Origin of the sequence: Pantoea sp. Taur (genome assembly GCF_009830025.1) — a bacterium.
Lineage (GTDB): Bacteria > Pseudomonadota > Gammaproteobacteria > Enterobacterales > Enterobacteriaceae > Pantoea > Pantoea communis.
In genome coordinates this window covers 1-13336 of the sequence record NZ_SZZZ01000020.1, presented here as the reverse complement: position 1 = coordinate 13336, position 13336 = coordinate 1, and the positions used below count along the sequence as shown (strand labels likewise).

11 protein-coding genes and 1 pseudogene are annotated in these 13336 nt (G+C 56.0%); 4 read left to right on the top strand and 8 right to left on the bottom strand.

The genetic code is table 11. The annotated features are described in order from the left end of the window. Positions 1 to 39: 39 nt before the first annotated feature. The 4 genes from FD744_RS20845 to FD744_RS20830 all read right to left on the bottom strand — a co-directional run bounded on the left by FD744_RS20845 (position 40) and on the right by FD744_RS20830 (position 4624). The gene (locus tag FD744_RS20845) at positions 40 to 819 is read right to left on the bottom strand and encodes an L-threonylcarbamoyladenylate synthase (RefSeq protein ID WP_160869211.1); all 780 of its coding nucleotides are present in this window, start codon (positions 817 to 819) and stop codon (positions 40 to 42) included. Positions 820 to 1078: 259 nt separating this feature from the next. Next, complete coding sequence (locus tag FD744_RS20840) at positions 1079 to 2011, bottom strand: nucleoside recognition family protein (protein WP_034819784.1); 933 nt, start codon at positions 2009 to 2011, stop codon at positions 1079 to 1081. Positions 2012 to 2241: 230 nt separating this feature from the next. Then, a complete protein-coding gene (locus FD744_RS20835; protein WP_160869209.1) occupies positions 2242 to 3855 on the bottom strand; it encodes an FGGY-family carbohydrate kinase in 1614 nt (537 codons plus the stop codon). A gap of 19 nt (positions 3856 to 3874) precedes the next feature. After that, positions 3875 to 4624, bottom strand: a complete 750-nt coding sequence (locus FD744_RS20830; RefSeq protein WP_160869207.1) for an SDR family oxidoreductase — start codon at positions 4622 to 4624, stop codon at positions 3875 to 3877. 108 nt (positions 4625 to 4732) lie between these two features. On the opposite strand from FD744_RS20830, the gene FD744_RS20825 reads away from it, so the two are divergent. Beyond that, positions 4733 to 5728, top strand: coding sequence for a substrate-binding domain-containing protein (locus FD744_RS20825; protein WP_373424441.1), 996 nt, complete (start codon positions 4733 to 4735; stop codon positions 5726 to 5728). 99 nt (positions 5729 to 5827) lie between these two features. Here FD744_RS20825 and gorA read toward each other — a convergent pair whose 3' ends face one another. After that, positions 5828 to 7180, bottom strand: a complete 1353-nt coding sequence (gorA, locus tag FD744_RS20820) for a glutathione-disulfide reductase (RefSeq protein WP_160869203.1) — start codon at positions 7178 to 7180, stop codon at positions 5828 to 5830. Positions 7181 to 7305: 125 nt separating this feature from the next. Between gorA and rnz the strand changes: the two genes are divergently transcribed. After that, positions 7306 to 8217 (top strand): ribonuclease Z, encoded by a 912-nt coding sequence (gene rnz, locus FD744_RS20815; RefSeq protein ID WP_160869201.1) that lies wholly within the window; start codon positions 7306 to 7308, stop codon positions 8215 to 8217. Here the strand turns inward: rnz and FD744_RS20810 are convergent. Together FD744_RS20810 and FD744_RS20805 are read right to left on the bottom strand one after the other, a co-directional pair. Beyond that, on the bottom strand, positions 8214 to 9029 hold the full coding sequence (locus FD744_RS20810) for a CPBP family intramembrane glutamic endopeptidase (RefSeq protein WP_160869199.1): 816 nt from the start codon (positions 9027 to 9029) through the stop codon (positions 8214 to 8216). The genes rnz and FD744_RS20810 overlap by 4 nt on opposite strands. Positions 9030 to 9091: 62 nt before the next feature. Further along, on the bottom strand, positions 9092 to 9934 hold the full coding sequence (locus tag FD744_RS20805) for a 23S rRNA (adenine(2030)-N(6))-methyltransferase RlmJ (protein WP_160869197.1): 843 nt from the start codon (positions 9932 to 9934) through the stop codon (positions 9092 to 9094). Positions 9935 to 10157: 223 nt separating this feature from the next. Between FD744_RS20805 and prlC the strand changes: the two genes are divergently transcribed. Continuing rightward, positions 10158 to 12200, top strand: coding sequence for an oligopeptidase A (gene prlC / locus FD744_RS20800; protein ID WP_160833791.1), 2043 nt, complete (start codon positions 10158 to 10160; stop codon positions 12198 to 12200). 8 nt (positions 12201 to 12208) lie between these two features. Next, entirely contained in the window at positions 12209 to 12958 is a 750-nt protein-coding gene (gene rsmJ, locus FD744_RS20795) for a 16S rRNA (guanine(1516)-N(2))-methyltransferase RsmJ (protein WP_160869195.1), read from the top strand. A 107-nt stretch (positions 12959 to 13065) separates the two neighbouring features. On the opposite strand, the pseudogene FD744_RS25665 reads toward rsmJ, so the two are convergent. Continuing rightward, a pseudogene (locus FD744_RS25665) lies at positions 13066 to 13336 on the bottom strand (IS4 family transposase); the annotation flags it as partial.

Genomic DNA, 13336 nt, shown 5'->3' with positions numbered 1-13336 from the left:
ATTAGCCTGTTTCCCATACCAGGAAACAGGCTAGTGACATCAGTAGTAATCGCCGTGACGGTAATCCCAGGACGGGAAGATGTCCGACAGCAACGCCATGATTTTATCGACATCAAGGCCTTTGCGAATCAATACCGGGCACGGGGTGATTTTACGCTCGCCGTTTTGCTGTGGAATCAGACGACCTTCGCTATCGACCATCGACACCATTACGCCTTGTTCGTAGCGCACTTTATTTTCGTCGTTAGGCTGAATGGATTTCACGTAGTCATTGGCTTCAATAATTAAATCAGCACGCGCTTCAATACGTTCGCCAATACCCTCAACCAGACCACGGTTTCCCTGACCCGATGGGTTCGCAGAACTGGCGAAGGAGAATTTCCCGTGATCTTCCCACAGCGCTTTCGCAATATTTTCGCCTGGGCGACCAAATTTAATCACGAAGCAGCTGGTCTGGCGGCCATCCATCATCAGCTCTTTTGAACCGTCAGCCGGAATACGCGCCAACGCATCTTCTCGCCACGGTAAAATACAGCCCAGCAAAATATCCTGATCCCAATGCTGCTGATAAAGCTGGTCAATTTCCGGCGTCAGTTGAGCCAGTGAACGCAGTTGTTCCAGCGAGCCACATAGTACCACGCCTGGCTTGTTGCGCTTGCGCTGCTTGGCTTCAAACTTACGCTCTAACCCGGCTTTATCGGAAGTCATGATGATGTAACCGACTTTCGTTGGGCTCACAATCATGCCGCCGTCCTGGGACAAAATCTCGATGGCTTCAGGTTGTAACCCGCCATTCCACGTTATTTGCTTACCGCTCATGGATCTACCCTATCTGCGTATCAATAGATGACGTACAGGAATATTACCTGCAATGTAATTAAGGAATTAATTAACCGGATAATTCATCGGGATTAATGGGTTTGTGCAAAACCATGCTGGTGATAATAGTACGATAATTAAAGGTGATGCAACTGATGAAAATAACGATGAAAGGAATAGGGTTAATTTAAAATAACACGCGGGAAATGTAGTGTTATTTAAACAAGGCGCTGAATAAGTCTTTCAGCGCCAGGGTTAATTAAAATATCAGAGCGTGTGCCACACCGCGCAGCGCAATGCCGAGGATGATACCCGGCACGGCGAAACGGAACAGACGCGGGAAACGACTCGACAGGCCAAGGAAGATACCAATCCCCGGCAAATCAAAGGTCTGAATAAACCAACCCGCCGAGGCGTTGATGTTGTGCGCACTGTATAAACCTTTTTCGACCAGCCCGGCTACCACGCCGTAGTAGGCGGTGCCGCCTGCCAGGCATTTGGTCAGTGCAGGCAGAATATACACTTCAGAGATGTTGAATCTGTCCAGCAGCGGAGAAACCAGCCGGGTAAGCATCTCAATCCCGCCGGACTCTTTCAAAATCCCCACCACCGACAGTGAGAGAATCAGCATCGGCAGCGATCCCAGCGCCAGACGAATCGCGTCCGCACCCGCGCTGTTGATGATGGCGATCAGTCCCATTTTGCTTTCATTATTCGCAACGGCTTCATCTTCATTGAGCAGCGCTGCATCCGAGAGCTTGCGCCCAAAGAAATGATAAGTGGTGGCTGCCGCCAGCACCCCGCCGCAGATGGAGATGAGTATCGCGGCACTCCAGTTGAGCCCGGCAGGAATCAGCGGATAAAAAGCGTTGGCTTGCCCCATGGCAAACAGCATCGCCAGCGTGGCCGCCATATGGCGATCGGAAGTGCCACGTTTTTCCATAATCGCTAATGCCGCTAACGGCGCGGCGAAACTGACAAAGTTCAGCTGGATCAGCGCAAATAATGCCAGTCCGGTAATACCTAAAGGTTTTAATAACGGTGTGGAATGACGTACCACAAAATCCAGCACGCCTTTCACTTCCAGATATTTCATGATGAATAACATCACCACCATGATAGGAATAAGCGTGTACAACGCGACATCCACCGAGGCTTTGCCTGCAGACATAATTATGCTGATGATATTCATGCGGTTGCCTGAACCTCGAACCACGGCTTAATACCGGTAAACATGTTGCTCCCCTTGCCTTAAAAAACGCATAAAAATGCCAGCGCGAAGGGCGCTAGCTAAGGGATAAATAGTATCCCGGTGGTGTAAACTTGAGTAGTGAAGAAATTAAATTTTATCTTGCAGGAAATGGCAGGGCAAAATAACCGTGCGCCGACGTTTGTGCGGCGCACGGAAATATTATTCGACGTTTATTCGCTTATCTGACGAATATTACGCGCGGTGCTCTGCAATAATTTAAATGCATCATAACGGTGCTGATGCAGTGGCGAAACCGACGGCTCAGGATGCCAGCGCTTTTCATCGGTGGTCATGTTGGCCATCGCCGAGGTGACGTCGGAATATACGCCACTGGCGGCAGCGGCAAGAATCGCTGAACCCAGTAATACCGGCTCAGGGCAGTGGGTGGATTGCACAGGAAGCTGGCAGCTGTCCGCCAGCAACTGGCGTACCAGCGAGTGTTGCCCGGCGCCGCCGCTGATGACAATCGACCGCGTGACGATACCCTTGCTGGTTTGCGCCTCAATGATTTGGCGCAGGCCGTAGCCGAGGCTGCACAAGCCGGCGATATACAGTGCGATCAGGCTCGCTTCATCGTTGTCCATGCCCAGACCGCAAATCACCGCTCGCGCGTAAGGGTCGCCAAAAGGTGCACGATTACCCGCAAATTCCGGCACGATATGCAGACCTTCGACTAAATCCACCGTTGCTGATTCACTGCGAGATTGCTGCAAAGCCTGTTCCGCAAGGTACACCGGCAGTGAAAGGCCAGCGGCATCGGCGGCCTGCTGTGCCCTTGCAGCCGCTGGATGCATCTCCAGCAGGCGGTCGATGGCGGCGCCCGCCGCGCTTTGTCCGCCTTCACTCAACCATAAACCCGGCACCATCGCCGAGTAATACGGACCCCACACACCTGGCACAAACGCGGCTTCACGCGTCGGCGTCATGGTGCAGGACGAGGTGCCAAACACATAGGCGAGTTTATCCTCCGGGCTGCCATCTGCGCCCAGCGTACCGACGCCGCCTGCATGGGCATCGATTAACCCGGCGGCCACGGGCGTGCCAGCAGATAAGCCAAAGTCGGCGGCGGCCTGCGCGGTTAAACCTGTGCCGCACGGTGTGCCTGGCTCGACGATCTGCTGTCCGATACGCGCAAATTTTTCCTGAGCGAATTCCGGCAGGCCAATGGCACTGAAGTAGTCGGCATCCCAGCGCTGCTCATGCGCAAGATAGTTCCATTTACAGGTGACGGTGCAGGATGAGCGCGCCGTATCGCCTGTCGCGCGCCAGCTGAGGTAATCGGTGAGATCGAAAAAGTGTGCGGCGTTCTGGAACGTCTGCGGGTTGTGGGTTTTCAGCCACAGCAGTTTTGGCATCTCCATCTCCGGTGAGATGCGTCCGCCCACGTAGTCGAGCACCGGATGTTTCGTCGCGTTAATGGCATCGGCCTGCTGCGTGGCGCGGTGATCCATCCACACAATAATATTGCGTTCCGCCTCTCCGTTTGGGCTGACGGGCAACGGTTGCCCCTGTTCATTGATCACCACCAGCGAGCAGGTGGCATCGAAGCCAATGCCAGCTACCGCAGCGGGATCGATAGCGGCAGTGGCCACTGCCTCGCGCACGCAGTGACTGACCGCCTGCCAAATCTCATTGGCGGATTGCTCAACCACATGACCGTGGGCACGGAAGGTGGTGATGGACTGTTTTGCATGGCCTAACAGATTTCCCGCGCGGTCAAACACGCCCGCGCGAGCGCTGGCCGAACCAACATCGACACCAATCAGATATTTTTCGTTACTCATGCTGCTGCACCTCGGCTGGTTACAGGTCAACGCTGTTGGGGAGGATAACAATATCGCGCACTGTGACACCCGGCGAGCGTGTCACCATAAACAGCACCGATTCCGCCACTTCAATGGGCTGCATCAGGCTGCCATTGGCCAGCGCGTCCTCCAGTTTCTCCTGCGGCCAGTCATCGAGCAGGGCAGTGACCACCGGGCCCGGCAGCACCGCACCGACGCGCACACCATGCTGCGCCACCTGACGACGGGTTGAATGCACAAAAGCCTGCACAGCAAATTTGGATGCGGTGTAGATCGGTTCCCAGACCACGGGCACCACGCCCGCAATCGAACTGGTGAAAATGATGTCGCCCGATTTCTGCGCGATCAGATGCGGCAGCACCGAACGCACACAGCGAAAGGCCGCGCTGGTGTTGAGTTTCAGTACGCGATCCCAGATATCGGGATCGCCTTCCGCCACTGGCCCGCCAATGTAGGCACCGGCGTTGGCGTGGAAAATATCGAGGCGGCCCGCCAGCTTGAGAATGTCGTCGAGGATCCCGTCAACCTGTTTGCCGTCCATCAGGTCAATTTGCAATGGCAATGCCTGAGGACCCAGTTCCGCCACCAGCTGCTGCAACTTGTCGCCATCGCGATCGATCAGGACGACTTTAGCCCCGGCCTGCAGCAGCACTTTGCTGCATTCCAGACCGATACCGGAGGCAGCACCAGTAATGGCGGCAACTTTTCCGTTGAGTGGGTTATGCATGGAGAAGAGGTTCGTGTTCATCTTATAATCCTTTATCAATGGCGTTTTAGGTGGTGCTCAATCGATGAAGCACAACTATCACCCCGACTTTTAACCAGCAACAAAAAGAGCAATAAAGGGATGGGTTCTGTGACGGGGATCGGCAAAAACAAGAAAACCACCATTTATGACCTCGCGGAACTCACGGGGGTTTCGGCAAGCGCGGTGAGCGCGATTTTAAGCGGCAACTGGAAGAAGCGGCGCATCAGTGCCAGCACTGCTGAGAAGGTGAGCCGGATTGCGCAAGAGCAGGGCTATGCGCTGAATCGACAGGCCAGCATGCTGCGCACCACGCGCTCGAAAACCATCGGCATGATCGTGCCCAAATACGACAACCGTTATTTTGGCTCAATCGTGGAAAGTTTTGAGCAGATGGCGCGCGTTCGCGGCCTGTTCCCGGTGATTACCTGCACGCAGCGCGATCCTGATTTGGAACTCGAAGCGGCGCGCACCATGCTCTCCTGGCAGGTGGATTATATGGTGGTGACGGGCGCGACCGATCCCGATCGCATCACTGCACTTTGTCAGGCCGCAGGCGTATCGTCGCTGAATCTTGATCTGCCCGGTTCGCTGGCGCCTTCAGTGATTTCGGATAACTTCAATGGCGCATTGAGCCTGACGCGTAGCCTGCTGGAGAAGTGCCCGCAGCCGCTGATTTTTATCGGGGGGCGTGCCAGCGATCACAACAGTAAGGAGCGCCTGCGCGGTTTTTTGGCGGCACATCAGGAACGAGGCATTTCTGTGCCGGAGGAAAATCTGCTGCTGTGTGGCTATGAGCCAGAAAAAGCGCAAATGGCGTTGAAAAGCTACTTTCAGCAGCATGAAGCGGGGCAATTTGGCCTGTTTGTGAACTCAACCATTTCGCTGGAAGGGGTGGTGCAGTTTCTGCGTGCGGAGGATTTGTTATCTGATGATAAACATCCGGCGATTGGCTGTTTCGACTGGGATCCGTTTGTCGCGCTGCTGTGCAAAGACATCATCATGGTGAAACAGGATGTGGCAGGCATGATGGAGACGGTGTTTCGCCTGATGGAGAGCGGTGAGCAGGACGTGGCGGTGGTGGAAGTGCCGGTGTTGCTGATGTGAAAAAGGCGGACTTCACGCCGCCTCACCACGAGTCGCCATAAATAGCGCCCCTTCAAAAGGCCGATGCTACATTGAAGGGGACGTATTCAAGCGAATCCTTTATCGCATCGTAACAAACTCTTCTGCCGCAGTCGGGTGAATCGCCACAGTGTTGTCGAAGTCTTTCTTGGTGGCGCCCATCTTCAGTGCCACCGCGAAGCCTTGCAGCATCTCATCCATACCGTTACCGATACCGTGGATACCGACAATCTTCTCGTCCGCACCGACACACACCAGCTTCATGCGGCACGGTTGGCGATGCTGGGTGACGGCGGTGTACATCGCGGTGAAGGAAGATTTATACACTTTCACCTGATCGTCACCGTAATGCTCACGCGCCTGCGGCTCAGTCAGGCCGACAGTACCAATTGGTGGATGGGTAAACACCACGGTCGGCACATTGCTGTAATCCAGGTGCTCGTCCGGTTTATTGTTAAACAGGCGCTCAGAGAGGCGACGGCCGGCGGCGACGGCGACGGGGGTCAGTTCCACCGCGCCGGTGTTATCGCCCACCGCATAGATGCCTTTCACGTTGGTGTTCTGGAACTTATCAACGTTGATATAGCCTTTCTCGTTCAGCGCCACGCCGGTCACGGAGAGGTTGAGATTGTCGGTCGCCGGCTCGCGACCAATCGCCCACACCAGGCAATCGACAGTTTGCTCATGGCCATTTTCCAGCTGCAGCGTCAGGCTGCCGTCGGCGTTCTTGATTACCGCTTTCGGGATCGATTCGGTGTGCAGCGTTGGACCTTCGGCCTGCATCACTTCCACCAGGGTATCGACAATCAGCGGATCGAAACTGCGCAGCGGCGCATGCTTACGCACAAACAGATGGGTTTCGGCGCCCAGTGCGTTGACCACTCCGGCCAGTTCCACCGCGATATACCCTGCGCCGACCACCGCGACACGCTTCGGCAGCGCATCCAGCTCAAAGAAGCCGTCAGAGTCGATACCGTATTCCGCGCCAGGCACTTTTGGATGGCTTGGACGACCGCCTGTGGCGATCAGGATGTGATCGGCCGTGATGGTTTCGCCATTCACTTCCACGGTGTTGGCATCAATAAAGCGGGCGAAGCCTTTGATCACTTCAACGTTGTTTTTACCCAGCACGTTGTCATACGAGGTGTGGATGCGATCGATATAGGCGCTGCGGTTTTTCACCAGCACTGACCAGTCAAAATTGTTCACGGTGGTATCGAAACCGTAGTCCGGGCCGTACAGGTGAATAGCTTCGGCAATCTGCGCGGCATGCCACATCACTTTTTTCGGCACGCAGCCAACGTTGACACAGGTGCCGCCCAATTCTTTCGCTTCGATCAGCGCGCATTTCTGGCCATGCATCGCTGCACGGTTAATCGAGGCGATACCGCCGCTGCCGCCGCCGATGGCGAGGTAGTCAAAATGTCGGGTCATCCGGAATGTCCATCTTTTGGAAGAAAATTGGCATAGAGTGTAACGCTGCTTGCGCAAGCGGCGCAAAGGTTCAGCCTATGTTTGTGATAGGGTTAAATCCAGGTTCCGCTTACATGGAAGACATTATGCATCTGACTTTTCTCGGCACTGGCGCGGGTGCGCCGAGCCTGCAACGTAACGTCACGGCGATTGCACTGACGCTGTCGAAACGGGGCGACACCTGGCTGTTCGACTGCGGTGAAGCGACGCAGCACCAGTTTATGCGCTCCGCACTCAAGCCGAGCAGGCTGGAAAAAATCTTTATTACCCACTTGCACGGTGACCACATCTTCGGTCTGCCGGGCTTGCTCACCAGCCGTTCGATGGCCGGGCTGCTGGAGCCGATGACGATTTACGGTCCAAAAGGCATCAAACAGTTTGTCGAGACGGCGCTCAGTCTCAGTGGTTCTTACACCGGCTTCCCACTTGAGATCATAGAAATTGAAGCGGGCGAAGTGCTGGATGATGGCGAGTTCCGCGTCATCGCCTATCCGATGAATCATGTGGTGGAATGTTATGGCTATCGCATTGAGCAGCATGATAAACCGGGCTTCCTCGATGCGCCGCGCCTGAAAGCGGAAGGGGTACCGCGCGGGCCGTGGTATCAGGATTTGAAAGAAGGTAAACGCATCCGGTTGGAGGATGGGCGCGAAATTAACGGCGCGGCGTATCTCGGCCCGGCGACCAGAGGCAAAGTGGTGGCGATATTCGGTGATACCGGTCCGACCGAAGTGGCACTTGAGCTAGCGGCTGATGCGGATGTGATGGTGCATGAAACCACGCTGGAAGCTGCAATGGCCGAAAAAGCCAATGGTCGCGGCCACTCCACGACGATTCAGGCCGCCGAAGTAGCAAAACTGGCAGGTGCAAAACGCATGATCGCCACGCACTTCAGTTCGCGGTATTTGTCAGGCGATCGGGAGAGATTACTGGCGGAGTGCCAGTCGGTGTTTGCGGCTACCGAGCTGGCACGAGATTTCGCGGTGTTCGAGATTTAGTGCTGCAATGCCGGATAGGTGAAGAACAGCAGGTGCGTCATGTTAAACAGGAAGTGGACGCCGGTGGCGACCCACACGCGTCCACTCCAGTGCCACGCCATGCCGTAAATCAACCCGGCCAGGGTAGCGAAGACCACCAGCATCATGCCGCCAGGGAAGTGCGCCAGACCAAACAGCAGTGCGGTGAGCAACAGTGCCGCTACGCCACCGATTTTCTGGCGCAGGCGCTGTTGCACATAGCCACGGAAGAACGCTTCTTCGGCCAGCGAAACAAAGAACAGGTTTGCCAGCATAAAGCTGCCGAGCCAGTCCGGCCAGTGTGGCTCAATCGCCAGTCCACCCAGCAGCACCGCGACGTACAGCAGCAGCGGGATCGCCGCCAGTAACAGCAGCCACAGAATCTTGTGCGGCGCAGGAAACTGCTGCGCACGGAACAGCGTGGGCAAGGCAGCCAGCAGCACAAAGGGAATCAGCGCTTTATCAAAGTTGTAGTAAAAGCTGAACGGCACACTGTTGGGGCCAACCTGCATCTCCTCGATCTGACGCGGGTTGTTAAAGCCAGGCAGCAGATGCAGGAACAGGCCACCGGCGATCAACACCAGCAGCGCTTCGCTGATCAGCAACACGGCACGGTTGGTGGGATTTTCCACCCGCACCCACGCCAGCAAAGCGATGGCACCTAAAATGGCGAGAGCAGGCCAGTCCAGCACATCCTGGAACAGGCCCATTATCGTTGCCAATAACAGCAGAAGTACGGCAAGGCGTTTGGCAGGTGACAGCACAGTGAGTGCGCCAGCCAGAATGATCCACATAAAAAGTGTCCTTAGAAGGGCAACGGCAAAGGGCGGCTCAGAAACCGCACCCTATAAGCCCGTTATTCTGGAACGATCTGCGTCACGCTGTAGTGACCGGTACCCGCCGGCACCAGCTTCTGATGCAGCCACGGCAGCAGCTCTTCCATCTGTGCTTTCAGCTTCCACGGCGGGTTAATCACGATCATGCCGGAGGCAGTCATGCCGCGTTGATCGCTATCCGGACGCACAGCCAGTTCGATCTGCAAGATGTTGCGGATGTTGCTGGCTTCCAGGTCTTTAATCATGTGTTTGATTTGCTGGCGCAGCACCACCGGATACCACAGCGCATACACACCGGTAGCAAAGCGTTTGTAGCCTTCCCGAATGCCTTTCACCACATCCTGATAATCGCTTTTCATTTCGTACGGCGGATCGATCAGAATAAGTCCACGGCGGCTCTGCGGAGGCAGCTTAGCTTTTAACTGCTGATAGCCGTCGCCACGCGCTACGCGTGCGCGGGCATCTTTGCTGAATTCGGAACGTAGCAGCGGATAGTCGCTGGAGTGCAGTTCGGTCAGCTCCAGCTTGTCCTCTTCACGCAGCAGATAGCGGGCGATCAGCGGCGAGCCTGGATAGTAGCGCAAGGTGCCATGCGGGTTGAGGTTGCGAACGGCCGTCAGATAAGGCTTCAGCAGTTCTGGCGCGTCCGGCTGCTGCCAGATGCGCGCAATGCCTTCCAGATATTCACCGGTACGCTCGGCGTGCTCTCCGCTCAGCTGGTAACGTCCGGCACCGGCGTGCGTGTCCAGATAGAGAAACGGTTTTTCCTTCTCCATCAGGGCGGTGAGGATCAGGCTTTCAACGGTATGTTTGAGCACGTCGGCATGGTTGCCGGCATGAAAACTGTGGCGATAACTCAGCATAAAAAAGAGGGGTCCGCGGTTGGATCAAAGGAGATAAAAACATCGTGTGTGGCGCGATTATAGCCGCGCTGCGTAAAAATTGCTGACGTTTCGGCGCTCGCGCTTTTTTCTTTACGGGTCCATTCTCAGTAGCATTGATTTTCACGTTAACTGACCGCATGTTAGAAAGATTGCGTCGCGCCATTGCGCGCCACCCCCACTCCATGAAGAAAGGACTGCGCTTATGACCAATCCGTTACTCACCCCTTACACGCTACCCCCGTTTTCCGCGATCAAGCCTGAGCACGTGGTTCCTGCTGTGACTGAAGCGCTGAACAACTGCCGCGCTGAAGTTGAACGCGTTGTAGCACAGGGTGCACCTTACACTTGGGACAATTTAGTGCAGCCACTGGCAGAAGTGGATGACCGTCTGAGCCGTATTTTCTCGCCGGTGAGCCACCTGAATTCGGTGAAGAACAGCCCGGAACTGCGTGAAGCTTATGAGCAGACGCTGCCGCTGCTGTCAGAATACAGCACCTGGGTGGGACAGAACGAAGGCCTGTATCAGGCTTATCGTGATCTGAAACAGGGCGACAGCTATGCCGCGCTGGATATCGCACAGAAGAAAGCGGTGGATAACGCACTGCGTGATTTCGAACTCTCCGGTATCGGTCTCGATAAAGAGAAGCAGAAACGCTACGGCGAAATCGCCGCGCGCCTGTCTGAGCTGGGTTCGACCTACAGCAACAACGTGCTCGACGCCACCATGGGCTGGAGCAAGTTGATCACCGATGAAGCCGATCTGGCGGGCATGCCAGAAAGCGCGCTGGCTGCGGCCAAAGCGCAGGCCGAAGCCAAAGAACAAGAAGGCTGGCTGCTGACGCTGGATATCCCAAGCTATCTGCCAGTCATGACCTATTGCGATAACGCCGCGCTGCGTGAAGAGATGTACCGCGCCTATTCAACGCGTGCTTCTGAGCAGGGTCCCAACGCCGGTAAATGGGATAACGGCCCGATCATGGCCGAAGAGCTGGCATTGCGTCACGAACTGGCACAGCTGCTGGGCTTTGACTCCTTCGCGCACAAATCACTGGCGACCAAGATGGCCGAGAATCCGGCTCAGGTGATCGACTTCCTGACCGACCTCGCCAAACGTGCGCGTCCGCAGGGTGAGAAAGAGTTAGCTCAGCTGCGCGCCTTCGCCAAAAAAGAGTGTGGCGTTGACGAGATGAATCCGTGGGATCTCACTTACTACGGCGAGAAGCAGAAACAGCATCTCTACACCATCAGCGATGAGCAACTGCGTCCGTACTTCCCGGAAGAGCGCGCGGTGAGCGGCCTGTTTGAAGTGGTGAAACGCATTTACGGCATCACCGCCAAAGAGCGTAAAGACGTGGATGTGTACCATCCAGACGTGCGCTTCTTCGACCTGTTTGATGAAAGCGGCGAGCTGCGCGGCAGCTTCTACCTCGACCTGTATGCGCGTGAACACAAGCGTGGCGGGGCGTGGATGGACGATTGCGTCGGCCAGATGCGTAAAGCCGATGGCAGCCTGCAGAAGCCGGTGGCGTACCTGACCTGTAACTTCAACCGTCCGGTACAGGGCAAGCCTGCGCTGTTTACCCACGATGAAGTCACCACGCTGTTCCACGAATTTGGTCACGGCCTGCACCACATGCTGACGCGCATCGAAGCGCCGGGCGTGTCGGGTATTAGCGGTGTACCGTGGGATGCAGTCGAGCTGCCAAGCCAGTTTATGGAAAACTGGTGCTGGGAGCCGGACGCGCTGGCGTTTATCTCCGGCCACTACGAGACCGGCGAACCGCTGCCGAAAGACCTGCTGGATAAGATGCTGGCGGCGAAGAACTATCAGGCGGCGCTGTTTATCCTGCGTCAGCTGGAGTTCGGCCTGTTCGATTTCCGTATGCATACCGAGTTCAATCCGGAAAAAGGTGCGCAAATCCTCGAAACCCTGCGTGAAGTGAAGAAACAGGTTGCCGTGGTGCCAAGCCCGGAGTGGGGCCGCTTCCCGCATGCGTTTAGCCACGTCTTCGCCGGCGGTTATGCCGCAGGTTACTACAGCTATCTGTGGGCCGACGTGCTGGCGGCGGATGCCTATTCGCGCTTCGAAGAAGAGGGCATCTTCAACCGTGAAACCGGCCAGTCGTTCCTCGACAACATCCTGACGCGCGGCGGTTCCGAAGAGCCAATGGAGCTGTTCAAACGCTTCCGTGGCCGTGAACCACAGCTGGATGCGATGCTGGAACACTACGGAATTCAGGGATAAGCCTGCTTGTGAAAATCGGTTTAATCGATGAATCAGGCGCCGGAGACGGCGCCTTATTACATCTGGCGCAGCGCTGGGGCTTACAGCATGACGATCAGGCCGTAATGGCCCTGGTGCTGACGCCGGAGCGCCTTGAGCTGCGCAAACTGGATGAGCCTAAACTGGGTGGCATCTTTGTGGATTTTGTCACCGGAGCTATGGCGCATCGCCGCAAGTTTGGCGGTGGGCGCGGCGAGGCGGTGGCGAAAGCGGTGGGCATCAAAGGCGGTTATTTGCCGGACGTGATCGACGCAACGGCAGGATTGGGGCGCGATGCCTTTGTGCTGGCGGCGCTGGGTTGCCGGGTGCGCATGCTGGAACGCCATCCGGTGGTTGCGGCTCTGCTCGATGATGGCTTACGTCGTGGCTATGAAGATGCGGAGATTGGAGGCTGGCTGCGCGAACGTCTGACGCTGCTGCATGTGGTGAGTCAGCAGGCGTTGAGTGATATCACGCCCGCGCCAGATGTGGTGTATCTCGATCCGATGTATCCCCATCGTCAAAAGAGCGCGATGGTGAAGAAGGAGATGCGGGTGTTTCAGTCGCTGGTGGGACCCGATGAGGATGCCGATGCGCTGCTGGAACCGGCGCGTCGTCTGGCGAAGAAGCGCATTGTGGTGAAGCGCCCGGATTACGCACCGCCGTTAGCCGGTATAGCAACCCAATCGGCCGTGGTCACCAAAAGCCATCGCTTTGATATTTATCCGCCATTGGTATGATTCTGCATGATGGCGTTGCGGCGTGATTTATCACGCGGGGTTTAAAGACGCGCGATGTATTACGTCGCTACCAAAAAAACAGGGCCATTACTGGTAATGCTTGTCAGTTAAGATCTTAATGGAGGCCGCAACGGATAACGTTGTGGCCTCTTTTTTACCGCCCTTGGGTAATGCCGCACTCTTCTTTCCGGCAGCACCAGCCCTGGAGCCATCGCCATTATCTCTTCCATTATCCGCGGTATTTTTCCCGGTGAGATGCCCGGTAGCAGGCTCAGATGACTTCTCAGATACAGTGCGGACTGCTTAAAACTCATCTGATAAGGTTCCACGCCTTTCAGGCTGTACGCCATCTGCGCCATCATGAACCTCAGAAGGTTA